This is a genomic window from Corynebacterium sp. CCUG 71335 (genome assembly GCF_024454075.1).
Taxonomy (GTDB): Bacteria; Actinomycetota; Actinomycetes; order Mycobacteriales; family Mycobacteriaceae; genus Corynebacterium; species Corynebacterium genitalium.
Window position 1 is genome coordinate 64,634 of record NZ_JAGPYY010000013.1, and the last position, 20,080, is coordinate 84,713.

15 protein-coding genes are annotated in these 20,080 nt (G+C 65.5%); 5 read left to right on the forward strand and 10 right to left on the reverse strand.

The window, feature by feature from the left end; genetic code table 11:
* Window positions 1–17: 17 nt before the first annotated feature.
* From KBX19_RS09720 to trmB, 4 genes are read right to left on the reverse strand one after another with little or no spacing between them, the layout of a single operon-like run.
* Window positions 18–1,040 (reverse strand): YbhN family protein, encoded by a 1,023-nt coding sequence (locus KBX19_RS09720; RefSeq protein ID WP_255998677.1) that lies wholly within the window; start codon window positions 1,038–1,040, stop codon window positions 18–20.
* Window positions 1,033–3,309 carry an MMPL family transporter gene (locus KBX19_RS09725; protein WP_255998679.1) on the reverse strand — a complete coding sequence of 759 codons (2,277 nt, stop codon included), beginning with the start codon at window positions 3,307–3,309 and terminating at the stop codon, window positions 1,033–1,035. The genes KBX19_RS09720 and KBX19_RS09725 overlap by 8 nt, the downstream gene beginning before the upstream one ends.
* Before the next feature lie 8 nt (window positions 3,310–3,317).
* A complete protein-coding gene (locus tag KBX19_RS09730; RefSeq protein WP_005288123.1) occupies window positions 3,318–3,989 on the reverse strand; it encodes an NYN domain-containing protein in 672 nt (223 codons plus the stop codon).
* Entirely contained in the window at window positions 3,982–4,758 is a 777-nt protein-coding gene (gene trmB, locus KBX19_RS09735; RefSeq protein ID WP_255998681.1) for a tRNA (guanosine(46)-N7)-methyltransferase TrmB, read from the reverse strand. The genes KBX19_RS09730 and trmB overlap by 8 nt, the downstream gene beginning before the upstream one ends.
* 189 nt (window positions 4,759–4,947) lie before the next feature.
* Here trmB and KBX19_RS09740 point away from each other — a divergent pair, with 189 nt between their 5' ends.
* Window positions 4,948–6,762, forward strand: coding sequence for a phosphoenolpyruvate carboxykinase (GTP) (locus tag KBX19_RS09740; protein ID WP_255998683.1), 1,815 nt, complete (start codon window positions 4,948–4,950; stop codon window positions 6,760–6,762).
* A 332-nt stretch (window positions 6,763–7,094) separates the two neighbouring features.
* Here the strand turns inward: KBX19_RS09740 and KBX19_RS09745 are convergent, their stop codons facing one another.
* The gene (locus tag KBX19_RS09745; RefSeq protein WP_255998685.1) at window positions 7,095–7,865 is read right to left on the reverse strand and encodes a class I SAM-dependent methyltransferase; all 771 of its coding nucleotides are present in this window, start codon (window positions 7,863–7,865) and stop codon (window positions 7,095–7,097) included.
* A 34-nt stretch (window positions 7,866–7,899) separates the two neighbouring features.
* Between KBX19_RS09745 and KBX19_RS09750 the strand changes: the two genes are divergently transcribed.
* Window positions 7,900–8,985 carry a glycosyltransferase family 4 protein gene (locus tag KBX19_RS09750; protein ID WP_255998686.1) on the forward strand — a complete coding sequence of 362 codons (1,086 nt, stop codon included), beginning with the start codon at window positions 7,900–7,902 and terminating at the stop codon, window positions 8,983–8,985.
* 153 nt (window positions 8,986–9,138) lie between these two features.
* Here the strand turns inward: KBX19_RS09750 and KBX19_RS09755 are convergent, their stop codons facing one another.
* Together KBX19_RS09755 and KBX19_RS09760 are read right to left on the reverse strand one after the other, a co-directional pair.
* Complete coding sequence (locus KBX19_RS09755) at window positions 9,139–10,713, reverse strand: hypothetical protein (RefSeq protein ID WP_255998688.1); 1,575 nt, start codon at window positions 10,711–10,713, stop codon at window positions 9,139–9,141.
* A complete protein-coding gene (locus tag KBX19_RS09760; RefSeq protein WP_255998690.1) occupies window positions 10,697–11,272 on the reverse strand; it encodes a DUF3068 domain-containing protein in 576 nt (191 codons plus the stop codon). Before KBX19_RS09760 ends, KBX19_RS09755 begins: the two co-directional genes overlap by 17 nt.
* Between KBX19_RS09760 and KBX19_RS09765 the strand changes: the two genes are divergently transcribed.
* Complete coding sequence (locus KBX19_RS09765; protein ID WP_255998692.1) at window positions 11,271–12,401, forward strand: acyltransferase; 1,131 nt, start codon at window positions 11,271–11,273, stop codon at window positions 12,399–12,401. The genes KBX19_RS09760 and KBX19_RS09765 overlap by 2 nt on opposite strands.
* 180 nt (window positions 12,402–12,581) lie before the next feature.
* Here KBX19_RS09765 and KBX19_RS09770 read toward each other — a convergent pair whose 3' ends face one another.
* Together KBX19_RS09770 and KBX19_RS09775 are read right to left on the reverse strand one after the other, a co-directional pair.
* Window positions 12,582–15,674: an alpha-(1->3)-arabinofuranosyltransferase family protein gene (locus tag KBX19_RS09770; RefSeq protein WP_255998694.1), complete on the reverse strand. Its 3,093-nt coding sequence runs from the start codon at window positions 15,672–15,674 to the stop codon at window positions 12,582–12,584.
* A gap of 8 nt (window positions 15,675–15,682) precedes the next feature.
* Window positions 15,683–15,886 (reverse strand): DUF2613 domain-containing protein, encoded by a 204-nt coding sequence (locus tag KBX19_RS09775; RefSeq protein ID WP_005288147.1) that lies wholly within the window; start codon window positions 15,884–15,886, stop codon window positions 15,683–15,685.
* Window positions 15,887–16,151: 265 nt separating this feature from the next.
* Between KBX19_RS09775 and KBX19_RS09780 the strand changes: the two genes are divergently transcribed.
* Both KBX19_RS09780 and KBX19_RS09785 read left to right on the forward strand, forming a co-directional pair.
* Window positions 16,152–17,318 (forward strand): glycoside hydrolase family 3 N-terminal domain-containing protein, encoded by a 1,167-nt coding sequence (locus tag KBX19_RS09780; RefSeq protein ID WP_255998696.1) that lies wholly within the window; start codon window positions 16,152–16,154, stop codon window positions 17,316–17,318.
* Between the two features lie 111 nt (window positions 17,319–17,429).
* The gene (locus tag KBX19_RS09785) at window positions 17,430–19,049 is read left to right on the forward strand and encodes a VanW family protein (RefSeq protein ID WP_255998708.1); all 1,620 of its coding nucleotides are present in this window, start codon (window positions 17,430–17,432) and stop codon (window positions 19,047–19,049) included.
* A 6-nt stretch (window positions 19,050–19,055) separates the two neighbouring features.
* Here KBX19_RS09785 and KBX19_RS09790 read toward each other — a convergent pair whose 3' ends face one another.
* Complete coding sequence (locus tag KBX19_RS09790) at window positions 19,056–19,778, reverse strand: serine aminopeptidase domain-containing protein (protein ID WP_255998698.1); 723 nt, start codon at window positions 19,776–19,778, stop codon at window positions 19,056–19,058.
* Between the last annotated feature and the right edge of the window lie 302 nt (window positions 19,779–20,080).

Sequence of the window (20,080 nt, forward strand, 5' to 3'; positions counted from 1 at the left end):
GGGAGTACCGCGACGCCTCAATCGGGCCCGTTCGCCTGCGGCCTGCCGAGCATGAAGCCTTTTCCGGCGTAGACCAGCAGGTAGATTACCCAGCCGATAAGCGTGATGAAGGCGAAAGAGATGATCCGGTAGACCAGCGTCGCGGCGGTGGCGTGGACGAGGGTCAATCCGGAGGCCACCAGGGAGGCTGTGGCGACAGGTTCGACAGTGCCCACGCCGCCGGGGGTGATCTGGGCGGCACCGGCGAGCTTGGTCATGATGAACGCCAGCGCGACGCCCTGGATCGTGGTCTCACCCGGGCCGGCGGTGAAACCGGGGGCGGACAAACCGCTGGCGGCGGTGACGGCCCAGACGGAGAAGTAGAGGGTGGCTACGTCGAAAAGCTGGTTGAGCAGAGAGAACGTCGCGGCGGCGACAAACTCGGGCACCGTCATGCGGATCGCGGAGAGCTGGTTGATCACGGTCAGAACCCGCAATTCAACAGCCGGCGGAAGGACCCGCGCCCACCGGGTCAGCACACCCGGGTTGAACGCCGCCCAGAACACCAGACCAATGGCCACCAGCGCCACCACGAGCGAGCCGACAAGCGCCCACACCGACAATCGCGCGCCGAGGAAGATCACGGCGGCGATGCCGATGACCACCATCCACACGGTGGACAGTGCCCCGGAGATGACGAAGAACCATCCGCACCGTCCGGTCGAAGCTCCCCAGGACCTATGCACCCGGTAGGTCAGCCATGCGGACAGTGCGGGCCCGCCGGGAATAGAGGTGGACCAGGCGTTGCTGGCCAGGGTGATGGCGGTGCAGTTGGGGAGGGTGGAGCGGACGCCATCGTCGATAAGCAAAATGCGCATGACGGCGGCCATGGCCACGATCGCGAGCAACGAGGTGACCACCGCCGCAAAGATGGGGGCGGGATTGGCGTGGCGCAGCGCGGTGAACGCGTCACCGAGGAAGTCCAGCTCGTTGCGGAAGGCGAACAGAAGGACCGCCAGCACAACGACTGGCGCAATCCACCCGATCCACCGCTTATCCATTCAACCGCCGCATCAGCTCGTCGAAGGGGATGAGGTCCGCGTCCTGGTCGACGGTGACACCGGAGCGCACGTGACGGTTCGCGGCGACGGTTCCGCTAACGGGAATGTCGCCCGTGTACGGGTGCGTGTGCGCGGTCGGGGTGGGATCTGAACCCTCGCCGAAGGACTCGTAGACCTTCTTCACCCAGCGCGGCGCCCACCAGTTGTCCTCGCGCAGCTCGTGCATCACCGCAGGCACAAGCAGCAAGCGGATCAGCGTCGCGTCGAGCGCCAGCGAAATGATCATGCCGTAGGAGATGTACTTCATCATCACGATCTCGCTCAGCGCGAACGCCGCAGCCACAACAATCATGATCAGCGCCGCGGCGGTAATGATGGAGCCCGTGTGCGCGGTTCCATATTTCACGGCATCGCTTGTCGACGCCCCCTTGTGCCGCGCCTCCACCATCCGCGACACCAAGAACACTTCGTAGTCGGTGGACAACCCGTACAGGATCGCAATGATGAGGACGAGCACGGGGCTCATCAGCGGACCCGGCGTGAACCCGAGCAAGCCCGAGCCGACGCCGTCGACGAAGACGAGGGTGAGGAAGCCCAGGGTCGCGCCAATGCCCAGGACGTTCATGATCACGGCCTTGATCGGCAGAATCATCGAGCCGAACAGCACCGCCATGAGCAGGAACGTGGCCGCGACCATGTACAGCGCCATCCACGGCAGGCGGTTCAGCAGCGCCTCGATGGACTCGACCTCCATCGCCGGGGTGCCGGAGACGTAGAGGTCCACGCCCTCCGGGGCCTCGATGTCGCGCAGCTGATCGACGACGTCTTGGCCGCCGTTGCGGTCCGCCAACGTGCCCGACAGGACCGTCGTGCCGTCCTGCGTCGGCTTGGACGGTGCCAGCGGGGAAGCCAGGCCGGTCACACCGCGGGTTTGCATGACGACGTTGACAAGCTCCTCGTTCGACGCCCCCGCCACCACGAGCTTGACGGGGTCGGTGCGGAAGGCGGGGAACTCCTCGTTGAATTCGTCCTGGGCCTGACGGACCTCGTTGCTGGGCGGGAGGTAGCTCTCGTTGATGCCGCCGAAGGTGATGCCCACGATCGGGAGGGTGAGCAGCAGTAATCCGCCCGTGACGGCAACGATGACAGCCTTAGAGTGGCGCATTGCCCAGGCGGGGATCTTGTACCAGATGGTGTCTTCGAGCCTGCGGGCCTTGCGGGATGCGCGGCGGACCGACCACTTATCGATGCCGCGTCCCAGCATCCCGAACAGCGCCGGCAGCACCGTCACCGAAATCACGGCGGCGAGCACCACCGCGCAGATCGCGCCGTAGGCGACCGATTTGAGGAAGGCCTGCGGGAACATGAGTAGGCCGGACAGGGCCACGCCCACCATGAGCGCGGAGAAGAACACAGTCTTGCCGGCGGTGGTGGTTGTCTCCGCGACGGCGTCTTCTATATCGGCAGGCGTGTTGCCGCGCCGGTCGAGCTCCTCGCGGAAGCGCGAGACCATGAACAGGCCGTAGTCGATAGCCAGACCCAACCCCAGCAGGGTGATGACGGACTGGGAGAAAACGTTCACCTGTTGGAACTGCGCCAGAATAGACAAGATCGACATCGAGCCGATGATGGACAGGATGCCCACCACCAGCGGCATGCCGGCCGCCACGACACCGCCGAAGACGAACAGCAAGATGACGGCGACGAAGATCAGGCCGATGCGCTCGGCGCGGGCGATGTCGTCGGCCATGCCCTGGTCTAGTGCGTCGGCAACAGCGGTGGCGCCGGCGACTTGGACGGTCGCGCCGGGGACCTCGATCGCTTCGAGCTGTTCCTCGAGCGAGCGGTAGTCCTTCAGGGTTTGCTCGCCGTCGCCGGCCAGGCCGATCGCGGCGAAGGCCTTCGTGCCGGTCGCGTTAGCCAGCTGCGGGTTCTTCGCGTCGAAGTAGCTGGCCATGTGGTCGACTTCCGGTCGGTTTTTCAACGCGTCGATCTGCGTCTTGGCGGAGTCGAACACCGCCGGGGAGGCCACGCCTTGCTCTGCCGTGACCAGCAGGATCACATCGCCGGCGTTATCGCGGCCGAAGGTCTCTTCCTCGATCACAGCCGCGGTGGTGGAGTCCGCGTGCGGGTCCTCCCACCCCTCCTGCGATAGGCGGTCGCCCAGCTTCGAGCCCCACAACACCTGCATGAGCAGGATGATGGCGATGACTACGACAGGGATGATCCTCCGGTGCCGGTAGGCGATGCGGCCCCACGTGTAGAACAAGAAGCCTCCTAACCTTTGTTGAGCAGAGCGGAAAGCGGGCGGAAAGGCTGCAGCCAGGCGCCGTCCTCCGGCAGCTGGTCAAGGTTGACGCGCGGCAACGGCTCGCGGAACACGCCAGGAATGTCCTCTAAGTCTACGAACGTGATGGCAGGGGAGGTGACTGCCCAGCTGGCGTGTTCGTGGAAACCTAGGACGGTGGCGGGCAGGCCGTCGGCGGAAAGCTCGTCGAGAAGCTCGTGGAAGTTCTGGCCGTCGGCGGACGCAACGACCACGCCTTGCAGCACGCCTTCGGCGCGGCGGCGCTCGATGTGCTCGATCATTTCGCCGTCGACGTCGGAGTCGTCGTCAGCCTTCGGCTTGGCAAAGACCGCGAAACCGACATTGCGCAGCGCCTCGACCCACGGGCGGACCACGTCGGCCGAGCCGGGGGAGACGTTGGTGAACACGGTGGCTTCCGGCTCGATGCGCCGGCCCGTGCGGGCAGAAAGATCTTCGGCTTGGTGGACCAGCCAGCGGCCGATTGCGTCGAAACGCGGGCGGTGCGAGGACGTGGGCCGCCCGCCCAGAATCGCACCCAGGCCCATGTCCAGGTTGGGGGCGTCCCACACCAGCAGCAGGCTGTCCGGACCCGCCTCTGCGCCGGGCGCGTAGGGGTGGGTCATGTTGTGGAGGTCATTCATTTTTCTTTTCCCAGAGGTATTCGCGAATAACGTGTTCTTTATCCAGGCCTTTGCCCTCGAACTTCGTAATTACTTGACGGTTCGTCAATATGGGTGCATTCTCCCACGGCCACCCCTTGTATTCGAGCATTGGCTCTACATTGACCAGCTCATCAATCCATTCTGCGTAGTCCGCATGATCGGTCGCGACGTGCAGCACACCGCCCGGCTTGAGCCGCGTGGCAATGAGATTGAGCGTCCCCGACTGAATAATGCGCCGCTTGTGGTGGCGCGCCTTCGGCCACGGATCCGGGAAGAAAATGCGCACGCCGTCGAGCGACTCCGGCGCGATCATCCGCGCCAGCACCTCCACGCCATCGCCGCGCACCATGCGTATATTCTCAATCCCGCCGCGCACCACCGACCCCAGCAGCTTCGCCAACCCCGGCTTATACAATTCGACGGCGATCACGTTCGTGTCGGCTTCCAGCGGCGCCATCGCGCTTGTCGACGTCCCCGTCCCCGACCCAATCTCCACCACCGTCGGGTGCCCAGCGCGGCCGAACCACTCGTCGTAATTGATGTGCTGCTCGTCTTCGGTGTTTTCGAGAACAACGCCGAGCCGCGGCCACCATTCGTTGAAAAGCGCTTGCTGATTCTCAGTGAGCGTGCCTCGGCGGAACGTCACCGACCCGAGGCGCGGGTAATCCAGCCCCGTATCAAATTCAGTCTGCGGAGGGCGGCCGTGCGGAAGTTCACCAATAGATTCAGTCACGCTGACATTGTCCACTATGGCTGGTGAAAGCCCGAAATTTAGGCGCCACCTTATTTCGGGGGTGTGTAATCTGTGCCAACAACGCGCTTAAATGCGAGGTTCGCAACTGCCAGCGCAATCCTACGATCGTCGGATACGCTGGGGTTAACAAAAAGTTCATTTTGTAACGCCGAGAACAGTAACCGCCGAGTGTGAGGAGAGTACATGGCTACCGCAGTGAAGGGCCTTGAGGGTCAGGCCCCCACCGAGAACGAGCAGCTGATTGCGTGGATCAACGAGGCAGTAGACCTGTTCCAGCCGGACAACGTGGTTTTCGCGGACGGCTCCCGGGAAGAGTGGGACCGCCTCGCCGCTGAGCTCGTGGAAAAGGGCACCCTGATCAAGCTCAACGAAGAGAAGCGCCCGAACAGCTTCCTCGCCCGCTCCCACCCGTCCGACGTGGCGCGCGTGGAATCCCGCACCTTCATCTCCACGCCGACCGAGGACGGTGCCGGCCCGACCAACAACTGGGTCGCTCCGGACGAGCTCAAGGCCGAGATGACCGAGCACTTCCGCGGCTCCATGAAGGGCCGCACCATGTACGTCGTGCCGTTCTGCATGGGCCCGATTTCCGATCCGGACCCGAAGCTGGGCGTGCAGCTGACCGACTCCGAGTACGTGGTCATGTCCATGCGCATCATGACCCGCATGGGCCAGGAAGCCCTGGACAAGATCGGCCCGGACGGCGACTTCGTCCACTGCCTGCACTCCGTCGGCGCTCCGCTCGAGCCGGGCGAGGAAGACGTCGCATGGCCGTGCAACGACACCAAGTACATCTCCCAGTTCCCGGAGACCAAGGAGATCTGGTCCTACGGTTCCGGTTACGGTGGCAACGCCATCCTGGCGAAGAAGTGCTACGCCCTGCGCATCGCGTCCGTCATGGCACGTGAAGAGGGCTGGATGGCTGAGCACATGCTCATCCTCAAGCTCACCGACCCGGAGGGCAAGAACTACCACATCACCGCGGCATTCCCGTCCGCGTGCGGCAAGACCAACCTGGCTATGATCACCCCGACCATCGAGGGCTGGTCCGCGCAGGTCGTGGGCGACGACATCGCATGGCTCAAGCTTCGCGACGACGGCCTCTACGCCGTCAACCCCGAAAACGGCTTCTTCGGTGTCGCCCCGGGCACCAACTACGAGTCCAACCCGATCGCCATGCGCAGCATGGAGCCGGGTAACACCCTGTTCACCAACGTCGCCCTGACCGACGACGGCGACGTCTGGTGGGAGGGCATGGACGGCGAGGCTCCGGCCCACGCCATCGACTGGCAAGGTAACGACTGGACCCCGGAGTCCACCACCCCGGCCGCCCACCCGAACTCCCGCTACTGCGTGCCGATCTCCCAGTGCCCGGCCGCAGCCCCGGAGTTCGACGACTGGGAGGGCGTGAAGGTCGACGCGATCCTCTTCGGTGGTCGCCGCCCGGACACCGTCCCGCTGGTCACCCAGGCCCGCGACTGGAACCACGGCACCCAGATCGGTGCCCTGCTGGCGTCCGGCCAGACCGCCGCGTCCCTGGAGGCCAAGGTCGGCTCCCTGCGTCACGACCCCTTCGCCATGCTCCCGTTCATCGGCTACAACGTCGGCGACTACATGCAGAACTGGATCGACCGCGGCGCCGAGGGCGGCGACCGCATGCCGTCGATCTTCCTGGTCAACTGGTTCCGCCGCGGTGACGACGGCCGCTTCCTCTGGCCGGGCTTCGGCGAGAACTCCCGCGTCCTGAAGTGGGTTGTCGACCGTATCGAAGGCCGCGTCGACGCCGACGAGACCCCCGCCGGCCTGGTCGCCCGTGCCGAGGACCTCGACCTCACCGGCCTCGACACCGACATCGAGGATGTCCGCGAGGCCCTCGCCGTCAACCCGTCCGACTTTGAGACCGAATTCGCCGAGGGTGAGGAATACCTCCAGACCCTGGGTGACCGCGTCCCGCAGGAGATCTTCGACGAGCTGGAGAAGTCCAAGTCCAAGATTTAAGGGTATGAAGAGCGCGAGCCCGGGCCTGACTTAGGCCCGGGCTGATCGGCCACTGCGGAAAAGTTGACAAACTCGATTTCGCTCTAGAACGGAAACCGCTGGTCACAGCGGTTTCCGTCTTTTGGGCGGGGTCAGGGTTGTCAACTTTTCCGCGTTCTCGGGGGCGAGTCCTGCAAACGTTGACAAACTCCAATCCTGCCTAGAGGCATCCGTGCAGGTCAGGGCGATTTCGGTGAGTAAATCGAAATCGAGTTTGTCATCTTTTGCAGCGGCGGCCGGGTTGCGCGGGGCGGGGGCTCGCGCGGTGGGGGCCGTGCGCCGGACGCGCCAGGCTACCGCGGCCGGAGAACCACAACGAGGTTGGAGACTGCGAACTCGCGCAGGCCGGGCACCTTAGTCACCCACCAGGCCCAGCTCGGGTGGTAGCGGGGGAAGGCCAGTAGTAGGTCGGCGACGCCGGCTTCGGTTTTCTGGTGGGACCAGGTGAGGCCCCAGGTGGTGGGGACGTCGAAAAGCGAAGTGCCCCAGACGTTCTTTGGGGGATGGCCGTGTTTCTTCTCGTAGCGGTGGCGGGCGAACTCGCCGCCGACGTAGTGCTGCCACAGGCCGGTTTCGTGGCCGCCGAAGGGGCCCAGCCACACCGTGTAACTGATGATGGTCAGCCCGCCCGGCTTGGTCACGCGCAGCATTTCGTCGCACATCGCGTCCGGGTCGGGGATGTGCTCGACAACGTTGGACGAGTACACGATGTCGAAGGCCTCATCGTGGAAGGGGAGGGCGGTGCCGTCGCCACGTACGGCGCCGTAGCCGGTCAGCCCGGCCGCTGACATCTCGGACACGCTCGGCTCAAGGCCGACATACCACGCGCCGGCCTGCTCGAACTCGGTGGCGAAGTAACCGGGGCCGCCGCCGACATCCAGCACGGATTGGCCGTGGAGGGGGCGGTTGGTGAGGTCGTGGGAGAGGGCGTCGATAAGCAGGCGGGTATCGCGCGCAAGCCCCCCGTAAAAGATGTCGGGACGTGACTGCTCGTGGCGAAATGACCGCAACAGCCCGAAAGAGCGCCGAAGCGTGGCCAGTCTGCGTGTGCGCGGTGCCTTCATTCCCGCCACTCTAGCCACGGTAAGGTGGACGGGAATGAAGATCCTCCTCCTCTGCTGGCGCGACACCACCCACCCCCAGGGCGGCGGCAGCGAACGCTACCTCGAACGCGTCGGCGCCTACCTGGCTGAACAGGGGCACGAGGTGGTGTATCGCACGGCGTCGCACACAGACGCTTCACGACGTTCGCTTCGCGACGGCATCCTTTTCCAGCGCCTCGGCGGCAAATACTCCGTTTACCTGCTGGCCCCGCTCGCGATCTGGCGGCAGCGGCCTGACGTGATTGTGGATACGCAAAACGGGATCCCCTTCTTCGCGCGGCTATTCACCCGTCGGCCGGTCGTCCTGCTCACGCACCACTGCCACGAGGAGCAGTGGCCGGTGGCCGGGCCTGTGATTGGGCGGCTGGGGTGGTTCCTGGAGTCACGTTTGGCGCCGCGGGTGTACCGGGGTGCGCAGTACGTGACGGTGTCGGAGGCGTCGCGGGCAGATCTCGTGTCGTTGGGGGTGCGCCGGGAGGACATTGCGATCATCGAGAACGGTGTCGACCCCGTTCCCGCTGACCTGCCCGTTCTTGGTGGTTCAGGTTTGCGGGTAGTGGTGCTGTCGCGTCTGGTGCCCCACAAGCGGATCGAGCAGGCCATCGATGCTGTGCGGTGGATCGACGGGGTGACACTCGACATCATCGGCTCCGGCTGGTGGGAAGACGAGCTGCGAGCTTACGCCGCCGAACTTGGCGACCGCGTCGTCTTCCACGGCCACGTCAACGACACCTACAAGCACGCCGTCCTCGCCCGGGCATCGCTGCACCTGATGCCGTCGCGCAAGGAAGGGTGGGGGCTCGCCGTGACCGAGGCCGCCCAGCACGGCGTGCCCACCGTCGGGTACCGCTCCGCCGGTGGCCTGTGCGATTCCATTGTGGACGGCGAGACCGGTGTGCTCGTGTCCACTGAGCAGGAGTTTCACACGGTGGTGCGTGGCCTGCTGGCCGATTCGGATCGGCGGGAAGCGCTGGGTTCGGCTGCTCGTACCTTCGCAGCGCAGTTCTCCTGGCAGGAGACCGGCCGGAAGTTCGCTGCGCTGCTGGAGGGGTTCGTTGGGGGCGGTGCCCGGGGGCGGTAGAGCGGCGAGCGGCTGCTGTCGGATGTGATCGGCTGGGGTGGACTGGGGCTTGAGAGGGTTTGAGCCGGCCGATACATTTTTAGTATCGCCTTCTAGGCTTCGCCTGCGGCGTTTTCCCAGGTGGGATTTCACCCGAGACGTCAGAAGGCGATACTAAAAATCTATTCCGGGGGTTGAGTGGCGTGAATCTGCCTCGGGCAGTCGCCTGCGCCGAGCAAAAGCATCCCGGCGAGAAGTGCCGCGGGCGGCGAGGCCGAGGAGCGGTACTGCGAACCAGAGCGCCAGCAAGCCGAGACCAAGCCCATTGCGTTTGCGGGCCGGAAGACCGGCGTCTTCGACAGTGAACCCGTTCGCGTCGGGGCGAACGACCAGGCCGACTTCGGGGTCGGAGTAGTAGCGGGCCGTGGCGGGGTCGTACTCGCCGGCCTCTGCACCTGCGAAGATCTCGTTTGCGGTGCGCCAGCGGGGGGAGGGGATGTCGGTTTCGGTGCCGTCGACGACGAGGGATCCCGATTCGACCACGTTCATAGCCTTCGTGGCGGGGTCGATGACCGGGATGCCGTCGGACCTCGTCAGGAGTGTTGGCCGGTCGACAAAGAAGACGTCCCGGCCACGGTGATCAATCTCGGGAACGGCGACCTCTACTGGCGCGAGGAGCGCCACCGCCCGTGGCGCGTCGGGGACCTGGAGCAGGGCGAGCACAAGAGCGACGGCGGGAAGGCGCAGGTCGACCACACGCAGCGAGGCCGCCGCCACGATGAAGGCGGGGAGGGCGAGGGCAGTGAACTTTTGGGCATCGCGAAGAAGTCCGCCGCCCGGAATCGTAGACACGAGCCACCCCATTGCGCCGGGGAGCAGCCACGACACCAGAGGGACAGCGAATCCAATGCCGGCCAGGATGAGAAGCGGGCGCGGCACTCGCCGGGCGGCCACGCAGAGCAGCGCGAACAACAGAACTCCTACCAGCGCAAACCCGACCTGCCGGGAAGCGGGGGCCGCGTCACCGTTCCAGATGCCACCGAGCCCCATGAGGGAACCGAGGGTGCCGGCGTAGGTCTCTGCACGGGGTGCGAAGGCGGTTGCGGAGGCAGCGGTCGCGGTGGTTGTCCCGGATCCGAGGCTCAGCACGCTCGGCACCACCCACGGCAGGCAGCCCACCACACCGGCGACAGCTACATACCATCGCCGGTTCACAGCGAGCCCCGTGAGCAGCGCGAACAATCCGCCGGTCGGGGTAAGTGAGGCACCCCACATCGCCAGAATCTGCCCCGGCCCTCGACACAACGCCACGGCTGGCAGCAGCCAGGCCGCCGCAGCGAGCGACCATTGGCCCTGCAGAAGACGCTCCACGACGAAGGGGTTCCACACAGCGATCGTCATAGCAGCGGCCGAGGACCACAAGCCGCGGCCCGAACGCGCGCCAACCCACGCCGCCGCACCAGCCGCAGCCACCATGAACAGCGCCACGAACCATGTCGCCGGCACGACCGCCCCCAGCACCGCAAGGACAGCATCCTGCGGCGCGTTGCGCCCCGGCAGGTCTCCAAACCCCAGCGACGCGTGGGTCAGGTAGGGCCGCGGCAGCACCATCATGTCGCGCAGGGCCAAGGAACCCCCGCCGAAAACGAGCAGGAAAGGCCAGGTCAGCGACCCGACGAGGAACACACCCCAGGCGACGAGCAGTACCCGCGCGACGGGGAAGCGTGCACCGTTATCTCCGCCGGACAAGGAACACCGCCCCGGTCACAGCCGCCGCCAGCGCCACGAGCCGGGCGACCACGGCTAGCAGCTGCAGCCACCACAGCACCCTCACCTTGGATTGCGCTTCGGCCACCTTCTCATTGCGGGTGACGGGGGAGAGGCGGGCGGGGCCGTTGGTGGCGTCGATAAGCGTGCCCGTGCGACGCTCAATTTCGTACGTGCGCCCGTCGCCGCTGAAGCGCAGCGTGCGCATGCCGCCGACGGTGCCGGGGCCGACGTAGTCGACGCGTGTGCCGTCGTAAATGTCGTAGCTGCGGCGGTCGGGTTCCCACGGGAAGAAAATGACCTGACCGCGGTTGGTTTCGCCGGAGTCGCGCGACATTTCCGCGTCGATGCCGTCGCCGGTGATGCGCGCTGACTTGCGCGGACCGGACACCTCGAACGTCTCTGTCGAACCATCGTCCCAGGTCAGCGTGTAGGTCCCGTTGTCGATCAGCTTCATCGCGCCGATCACCGGCGGCGCCACGAAGTTGCCCAGCGCGAGCGCGATGACGAACACCGCCAAGCACCACCACAGACGTTTCATGGGACTCCTCTACAATTTCGGTATTACGAACACTAGCAAGCTGCCGGAGCTCGAGGGCCTGCGCGCGGTCGCCGCCCTCGGGATTGTGGTCACGCACGTTTCGTTTCAGACCGGGTTGGGGTCGCGGTTGCTGGAGCGTTTCGATTATTTCGTCGCTGTGTTCTTCGCGCTGTCCGCGTTCCTGCTCGCGCGTGGCCCGCGGCGGCGGGGCTATTATCGACGGCGCTTCGCCCGCATCGTGCCCGGTTACCTTGCGTGCGTCTGCATCGTCATGGCGGCGCTGCCCTCCCTGACCGGGTTGTCGCCGTTGCAGGCGGTGGCGCAGGTGTTCATGCTGCAGATCTACGTGCCCGAGGGGCTTGTTCCGGGACTCACTCAGCTGTGGAGCCTCTGTGTCGAAGTAGCGTTTTACCTGGTCTTCCCGCTCTACCTCGTGCTGGGGCCCCGCGCCCGCGGGATCCTGCTGCTCGCGGTTGTCGTGTTCGGTTTGAGTTGGCCGTGGCTGATCACGCTTATCGACGCCCCCGTCAACCTCCAAATCTGGCCCCCCTCCTACGCACCATGGTTTGCGGTCGGGCTGCTGTGCGCGGAGTTCGAGCGCTTATCCGCGGCACAGCCGCTGACCCGATTCACCGGCTTCCGCTGGATCCTTCCGGTTGTGGCCCTCGTGGTCGCGTGGGTGTCTGGCCATCTCGGCCCGCCCGGTCTGCAGCACCCGACGCCGGCCGAGTTCAACGTGCGCATCATTCTGGGGACGGTCTTCGCCGCCCTGTTCGTCGTGCCGTTCGCGCTGGCGCCGTCGACCGGGGCCGGCCGGCACTCCAAGCCGCCGTTCTTAGCCGGGCCCGTGATGGGCGCGCTGGGGAAGTGGTCTTACGGGATCTTCCTCTGGCACGTCGCCGTGCTGGAGATGGCGTTTCCAGTGCTTGGGGTGGACTTGTTCAGCGGCAGTCTCCTGGACTTTGGGACAGTGCTGGCATTCACCGTTGTCGTGTCTGTGGCCGTGGCGTACATCAGCTACGTGCTTGTCGAAGCCCCCGCCATGCGCCTCATCCTCGGCCGCCCACCGACTCAAGCGGCGGGTCAGGGCAGGCGGGCTAGGCGGACTGGGCGCGGCCGCCGGCAGTAGCAACCCCAGAGCCCCGCAGAATACTGCTCGGCCGTATGCACTCAAACGCATGTTTTTGACCAGCGCGTTTATGTGAGCAGTATTCCGGAAAAGGCCGAGCAGTATTCCGGGGATTGGGTGGGTGCTCGTTCGCGGGGTCTGCGGCCACTCCGCATTGCGGAGTCCCTGGGGTTTTGCAGACTACCGCCGCCGCCACCACTCGCCGGCAAGGCTGGTGATGGCGACGCACCCGGCTATCGTCACCAGCACCGAGTCACCCGCGTAGTTGGCGGCAGGCCAGGGAGCGCGGGCGAGCCAGAGACCCATGAATCCCACAGCGCCGGCTGCGAGCGCCCACCCGGGAATCAAGGTGAAACGGCGGATGAGCAGGGTGACCAACCATGCGCCGACCCCGTACCAGCCACCGACGAGGGTGGTCGCGGCGAGCGTGGCCAGCGCGTTCACTACCTGGGAGGCCCACGCGGCGGGGGCGGCGGCAACATTAGCCGCGAAAGGTGCCGCAGCCGAGCGCGGCCGGCGCGAGTCGATCCACAGGCAGGCGGCAACTCCGAGCAAGCTGAGCGCCCCGCCGAAAACAAGGCTGAAATAGAAGAATCGAGACCCGGCGAAGGACATGCTGAACTCGCCGGCCAGGCCGGCGGGGACGGTGAAGGCTTGCATGCCGGAATCGATGCGCGTCGCCTCGAGGGGGACGTCGCCGACGAAACCGCGCAGCCCGGAGTTGTAGGCGCGGGCGGTCATGATGATCCGATCACGATCGGAAGCAGGACCGGAAGCGGTGACGGTGCCGTCGAAGGGCTCCCACGGTGAAGCAGCAGCGCCGGATTCAGCACCCGCGCGCGTCAAGGCCACTGTCTCGGATTTGGTCACAATGGTGTGGCGGCCAGCGTTGAGGGTGACGGGGCCTGGGGGGTGGGGTGTGCCGTCGATAAGCGCGCGGGTGGACAGCTCAAATGTACCTGCCTCAGTCTCGAAGGAGCGGTGCAGAAGCTCGGTTGCGGGGAAAAGCCGCTGGAAGAAGTAGGTGTCGGCGGTGCCGTCGACGGTGACTATGCGGCGCACGCCGAACTCGATTTCGCTGATGCCGACGGGTTCGGTCAGCTTGATTGTCACCGAGTCGCCCTCAACGTCGACCGTCGTGGGTTCATCGGCGCGCAGCTCGAGGGTGCCGCTGTCAAGGGTGCCGGACCAGTGCACGGTCGTGTCGTCGGTCGCGGTGATCGTGAACGCGCCGGGCTCACCGTCGGCGACGGCCTCGATCCACGGGTCTCGGTCGCCCGGCGCGGGGTGCCACGCGGTGTCCTCAATGCCGTCGAACGCGCTGTTCAACGACTTGGATGGTTTCGCGCCGCCGAATGCGTCGACGTCCGCAGCGCTTGACGACGCCCGACCAATCCCCTCCTCACTCACCCCCACAAGACGACCCTCAGAGGGGTAGTCGGGGAGACGGTTGTGCACGTCGCCGCCCTCCCAGATGTCGTCCTCGATGGTGCCGTAAGGCAGGTGCGCCGTTGTCGGGCCTTTGAGCGTGCCGTAATTGCGTTTCACCAGGGCAGGGGTGTCGGTGATGATGTCGGCGTCGGCAGGCGAGGCGGTGAGGGTGCGCGGGGAGTAGCCGAATTCGCGGTCGAGCAGCGGCAGGACTTCGCCTCCGCCGGCGACCGTGGCGGGGTCAGCGCCGATCATCATGCCGCGCTCGCGGTCGAACAGGTAGACCGAGAGGTCACCGAAGACCTTTGGCTTTCCGAAGCCTTCAGCGAGCTCAGGCAGCTCGGGGTCGGCAGCGAGATCCCCGCGCACCACGACGGCTCCAACACCGATCGAACGCAGCGCCTCGGGGTCGAGCGCGGCGACCTGGCCGTCGAGGCCGCGGATGGCCTCGGGGTCCACAAGCGGGATGGCATCGCGGACGGCGAAGGGGACATCGGTAAGGGCCTGGATCGGCTCATCACGCGTCCAGCCCCAGGTCTGCCGCGCGAAGGATGTCGCCGGCACGACGAGGGTGCGGGTTCCGGCGGCCTCCTCATTGAGGAATGCAGCGGCGGCCTGCCAATCCTCGGAGACCTCCGTCCACGTGCCTTCCGGCAGCAGCCGCAGCGTCCACGCCGGCGCGACCGCGATCACGGCAACGAGCACGACGGCCACAACCCCCGGCCCGCGCGGTTTCATCCGCGCTACCGCGTACCCCACGCCGAGGCAGATGGGCAGCCTGACCAGTGGATCGAGTTTGTGCAGGTTGCGGAAGGGGGCGAGGGGGGCGTCGAGAAGCGAAAGCCAGAAACTGGCATGCGTGCCCATGAGTGCAACGCCGAGGCACAGCAACACGATGGGGTAGCCGCGGCCTTCGAGCGCGAGCCCGGCGATGCCCAGCGCGGCGATCGCGAGCGTGGCCAGCACAAACACAGGTTCGGTGACCAGCAGATGCCCCGCGACGCGCTCGGTGTCCACGAACGGCGACCACGACGTTGTGCCGCGCAGCAATTCGGCGAGGTTGAGCCAGCGCGTGGTCACGAATGAGGACTCGATGAAGTCCGTGAACGGCGGCGAATAACGGCCGAGCACCAGCAGCGGCCCGATCCACCACGCACTGACCGCCGCGACACCGACGAGCCATTTCGCCAGCGCAGGCCACGCGCGCAGCCAGATGAGCAGCACGAACGCGGGCAAACACGCCATCATCGTCGCGGTCGCGTTCACCGCGCCCATCAGCGCGACGGGGATGACCGCCGCCGCGACGTTCGGCTTGCGCTGCATCAGCGGCACCAGCGTCCACGGCACCAGCGCAACGGGCCACGCCTCCGACGAGATCGCGGTCAAGGTGGTTAGAATCCGTGGGCTCAGTGCGTACAGCGCCGCGCTTATCGACGACTCGCTCAACCGGTACATCCCCGAAAACGCGACCCCCATGACAACCGTCCACCACAACCGCTGCGCCACCCAATCCGGCAAGGGTTCCGTGAGCAGGAAGAATAAGCCGTGGGGGAAGAGGTAACCGTAGGCCTGGTTCTGGATCTGGCCCAGTGTGAACGTGTCGGTGTAGGCCTGTGTGGCCTGGGAGAGGAAACCGGCCGGGTCCGCCGACAAGTCGAACTTCGTGTCGGCGGCGGTGCGGCCTGGGGGTTGGAGGAAAGAAATGAGAGCCAGGACGATCCAGCCAATGATGTGCGTGCGGGCGTCAGGGCTGATTTCGGCGAGGGGATGTGGGCTGGTGCGGCTAGCGTGGGGGCCGGCAGTGCCGCTGGTACCGCGGCGGGGAATGCGCAGCGTGCGCATGGCGCCCTCTACTGTCGGGACCCGTACTCCGGCCCGCCGAGGACTGCCTGGTCAGCGGGAACGGCATTGCCCGCCGGGACCTGGTTCTGGCCGGAGAAGCTAGCGATGCCGATCACGCCCACAATCCCCAGCACAACGCCAGTGACAGTGCTGGCCAAAACCGGGCCGATGGAGCGGCGGGGCCAGGAAGCGAATCGGTTCGTCATGGTCATAGACCCTACCACGGCAGGTGTGCGAGGCCAGAGCCGTTGTGCAAGTGCGGCTGGGGTCTTCTCTGGGGTCCGGCAGGTGTCTGTGCAGGCCCGCTGCGGAAAAGTTGACGTCCGCCGCCGTTTGATGGAAAGGCCCCACTTTTTGACCTGCATGGACGGACCAATAAGCGGGTTCGCATGTAAAGTTTTCCGCAGTTTTGTCTCCAAGGAGCAGGGGCTAAGATTGACTCGGCAATCAACCGGCCACCAACCCAAGGAGCGACCTGTGCACGTACGACCAGCAGCGGCCATCGCAGCTGTCGCGTTGACGTGCGCCGCATGCGTTCCGGGAGACCAGCCCAGCAACGAGGAGGCTCAGTCCGAGCAAGTCCAGGTCACCGCAACGGAAACGAACGTGGTCACCGTGACACCTGTTCCGGAGAAAACCGAGGCTGAGAAGCGCGTGCCGGAGGACCTGCGCATGCGGGTGGCCTCGCTGATGGTGGTCGGTGCGGCGGACTATGACCAGGCCCGCGCCGCGCTAGAGCAGGGAGCTGGCGGTCTGATCATTCCCAGCTGGGCCGACCCGAAGCTGCTCACAGAGCCGGGCCGCAACATCAATGCGCTGCGCGAGGAGTTCGACCGCCCTTTCACGGTGGCCATCGACTTTGAGGGCGGCCGGGTGCAGCGCCACTCGGACGTGCTCGGTTCCTTCCCCGCGCCGCGCGACTTGGCCAATCAACCGCCGGAAGTCATCCGCGGCACCGGTTACGACATCGGGGTCACGCTGCGCAAGCACGGCATCAATGTCGATTACGCGCCGCTGCTGGACTTGGACGTCACGGACCTGGACATCGTCGGCGACCGCGCGTTCGGTCAGACACCGGAGCGTGTGTCAGAAGTCGCGACCCTTTTTTCGCAGGGGCTTGTCGACGCCGGAGTCACCCCGACCTTCAAGCATTTCCCCGGCCACGGCCGCGCATCAGGCGACACGCACCTCACGTTGGCGGTCACGCCACCGATCGAGGAGCTGAACGCCTCAGACCTGGTCCCGTACGGGACGGTGTTGCCGCAGTTCCCTACGGGGTCGGTCATGGTGGGGCACATGGTGGTCCCGGGGGTTAGTGAACCGAACACGCCGTCGTCGTTGAACCCGGCTGCGTACCGCATGCTCCGGGAGGGCAACTATCCAGGTGGGAAGCCTTTTGCGGGTGTCGCGGTGACCGATGATCTTTCCGGCATGCGCGCCATCACGGATCTCATGCCCACACCGGAGGCGGTGCGCCGCGCGATTGCGGCTGGGGCGGATCAGGCGCTGTGGTCGTCGGGAAGCGATCTGGGCCCGGCGATCGATGCGACGGTCGGTGCGGTCGAGCGCGGCGAGATTCCGGAGGAGCGGATCAACGCTGCTGCTGCGCGTGTCCAGCAGCAATTTATTGATGCCAACCTGTGAGTTGCTCGGTAGTCCACTAACCTTATGTGGGTGAGTTCTATAAACGCAGCTGGAAACGGGCAACGTAGCGGTTCGCGGACCGGCCGGATTGTGGCCGGATTCCTCGTCGGCATGCTCGTGCTGCTGTTGGGTCTGTACCTGGCAGACGTGGCGTTCAACCGGGGGCATGTCCCGCGCGGCACGACTGTCGGCGGTGTGGAGATCGGCGGCATGGAGCCGGCTGCGGCCGTCAGCAAACTCGAAGACGAGCTTGGCGGCGTCAGTTCCCAGCCTGTTAAAGCTGTCGCCGGTGAGCAGAGCACCGAGTTCGTCCCCGAACAGGCGGGGCTGAGCGGTGATTGGCAGCGCACGGTGGATGACGCCGGCGTGGAGTCCCTCAACCCGGTCTCCCGCCTGGCTGGGTTTTTCCGCAATAAAGAGGTGGACATTGTCTCCACGATCGACCACGACAAGCTGGTCGGTTCCGCTGAGCGCGTGGCTGGCGATCTGACCGTGAAACCGGAGGACGGTGCGGTGGCCCTCGAGGGCGGCGAAGTCAAGGTGACCGACCCGAAGGATGGCCAGGACGTCAACCGTGAGGAGCTCGAGCGCGCGATGTCGCTGACGTGGCTCAACCCGGACGGTGTCGAGGTCGAGCCGCAGGTGACGCAGCCTGCGATTAACGACGATGTGATCAAGCAGATCGTCGACGGCCCCGCCGACAAAGCCCTGAAAGGCCCGCTGACGCTCAAGGGGGAGCAGGACACCAACGCGGTGATCGAGAAAGACCGGATGGGTGAAGTGGTCACGTTCCGCAACGACCCTGAAGCGAAGAAGATCGTCCCCGAAGTCCACGTCGACAAGGCGCAAAGGATCTTCGGCGAGCAGCTCAAAGACACTGTGACCAAGATGGAAAACGCCACGATCAGCGCCTCCGGCGAGGTCACTCCGTCCAAGGACGGCAACGAGATCAAGTGGGACGAGACGATGAAGGACTTCGACAAACGCGTGATCGGTGACGAACCGCGTGAGTGGGAGGCCAAGTACGAGGCTGTCCCGGCCACCTTCAAGACGGAGGATGCGGAGAAGGCCACTTTCAACGAAGAGGTCGGCTCGTTCACCACCGGCGGGTTTGAGTCGGCGTCGGGGCACAACATCAAGATCGTTGCGCAACAGGTCAACGGCGTGATTGTCAGCCCGGGCCAGGAGTTCTCCCTCAACGGCTTCACCGGCCCGCGCGGTACGGCGCAGGGCTATGTTGAGTCCGGCATCATCATCGAGGGCCGCGCCGGACGCGCGGTCGGCGGCGGCATCTCCCAGTTCGCCACGACCTTGTACAACGCGAGCTACTTCGCTGGCATGACGGACGTGGCGCACACGCCGCACTCTTACTACATTTCCCGTTACCCGGCCGGCCGCGAGGCCACCGTCTACGAGGGCGCGATTGACCTGGTGTTCAAGAATGACACTCCGCACCCGGTGAAGATTGTCACGGAGTTCGGTGGCGGGCAGATCACGGTGAAGATGATGGGCGTGAAGTCGCGCGAGGTCGAGTCCGTCAACGGCGGCCGCTGGGCGCAGACATCCCCGCAAACGCAGTCGTTGTCAGGCGACGGCTGCATCCCGTCGGGTGGAGCCCCAGGCTTTACGACGTCCGACACCCGCATCGTCCGCGACCTTGGCGGGTCCGAAATCTCCCGCGAAACCACAACGACCGTCTACGACCCGCAGCCGATCGTGCGCTGCGACTAGAGCCGGTTAACTGGGCGCAGTCTCACCCGGCTCGCGCTCTAAACCCCACAAGGTCAGCTCGGCCGTTTCCCTGTCGCGCGGCATGAGGGGATGCAGCGGGGCGCCGGGGATTTCCAGGTTGACCACGTCGGCGCCGTCGATAGGCGTGAGGATGGAGGTCTCCACAGGCGTGACCACGTGGTCGCGCCGGGAGTACAGCGAGGTGTACATCACGCGCGGATTGGTATCGGGCACAGTGGCGAGTTCGTGCGACCATTCCGAACCGGCGAGTTGCTGTACTGCGCTGGGGCTGGCCATGCGTTCCCAGAACTTCGGGTTGCGGCCCGTGATGGGGTTGATGCGCGCGGCGTATCCGCGCAGGTCGGTGCCGTGGAAGTTGGCGCCCATGGCCACGACGCGCTCGACTCGTTCGGCCCCGCCGGCAGCGATGAACAGTTTGGTCAGCAGCCCGCCTTGGGAGTGGGCCACTACATTCACCTTCGATGCTCCGGTTTCGCCAAGTACGTGGTCGACGTTTTCTCCCAGCTCGTCGACCATGTCCTCGATCCGCCCAGTCCCGGCGAGACCGGGGATGAGCATCCTGCCGTAGTCGTACCCCCAGACCCAGTGGCCGTGGGAGGAGATCAGGCGGGCGTTTCGTCGAAAAGCAATGGTGCGGCTGTTGATGCCGTGCACGTAGAGGACAGGTGTCGCGTGCTGGGCGTCGAAGCTGGGGTCGTTGAAGAGCACGCCCCTAGTTTAAATACCGCACGTGGAGGGAGGGTGGACCCCGGCTCGGTGGTGCCGGAATACTGCTCGGCTTTTTCTGGAATACTGCTCGTAGATTCGTGCTGGTCAGAAACATGCAAAAGCGCTAATGTTTGCCAGTAGTATTCCGGCCGCGGTGCGGCGGCGGGCCCCAAAACGACGAAAGGCCCAGGCGTGTGCCTGGGCCGAGAGTGGAGCCGGCGACGATGTCTGAAGTCATGACATAGTTGACACGGCGTGCCTGGGACAGCATTCCTGATGGTTGACAGGTCAGTCGCGACATC

Bases quoted from the DNA above. Each gene is read 5' to 3' on its own strand.
- KBX19_RS09720 (WP_255998677.1), bottom strand. From the start codon at position 1,040: ATGGATAAGCGGTGGATCGGGTGGATTGCGCCAGTCGTTGTGCTGGCG.
- KBX19_RS09730 (WP_005288123.1), bottom strand. From the start codon at position 3,989: ATGAATGACCTCCACAACATGACCCACCCCTACGCGCCCGGCGCAGAG.
- KBX19_RS09740 (WP_255998683.1), top strand. From the start codon at position 4,948: ATGGCTACCGCAGTGAAGGGCCTTGAGGGTCAGGCCCCCACCGAGAAC.
- KBX19_RS09745 (WP_255998685.1), bottom strand. From the start codon at position 7,865: ATGAAGGCACCGCGCACACGCAGACTGGCCACGCTTCGGCGCTCTTTC.
- KBX19_RS09750 (WP_255998686.1), top strand. From the start codon at position 7,900: ATGAAGATCCTCCTCCTCTGCTGGCGCGACACCACCCACCCCCAGGGC.
- KBX19_RS09765 (WP_255998692.1), top strand. From the start codon at position 11,271: ATGGGACTCCTCTACAATTTCGGTATTACGAACACTAGCAAGCTGCCG.
- KBX19_RS09760 (WP_255998690.1), bottom strand. From the start codon at position 11,272: ATGAAACGTCTGTGGTGGTGCTTGGCGGTGTTCGTCATCGCGCTCGCG.
- KBX19_RS09770 (WP_255998694.1), bottom strand. From the start codon at position 15,674: ATGCGCACGCTGCGCATTCCCCGCCGCGGTACCAGCGGCACTGCCGGC.
- KBX19_RS09775 (WP_005288147.1), bottom strand. From the start codon at position 15,886: ATGACCATGACGAACCGATTCGCTTCCTGGCCCCGCCGCTCCATCGGC.
- KBX19_RS09785 (WP_255998708.1), top strand. From the start codon at position 17,430: ATGCTCGTGCTGCTGTTGGGTCTGTACCTGGCAGACGTGGCGTTCAAC.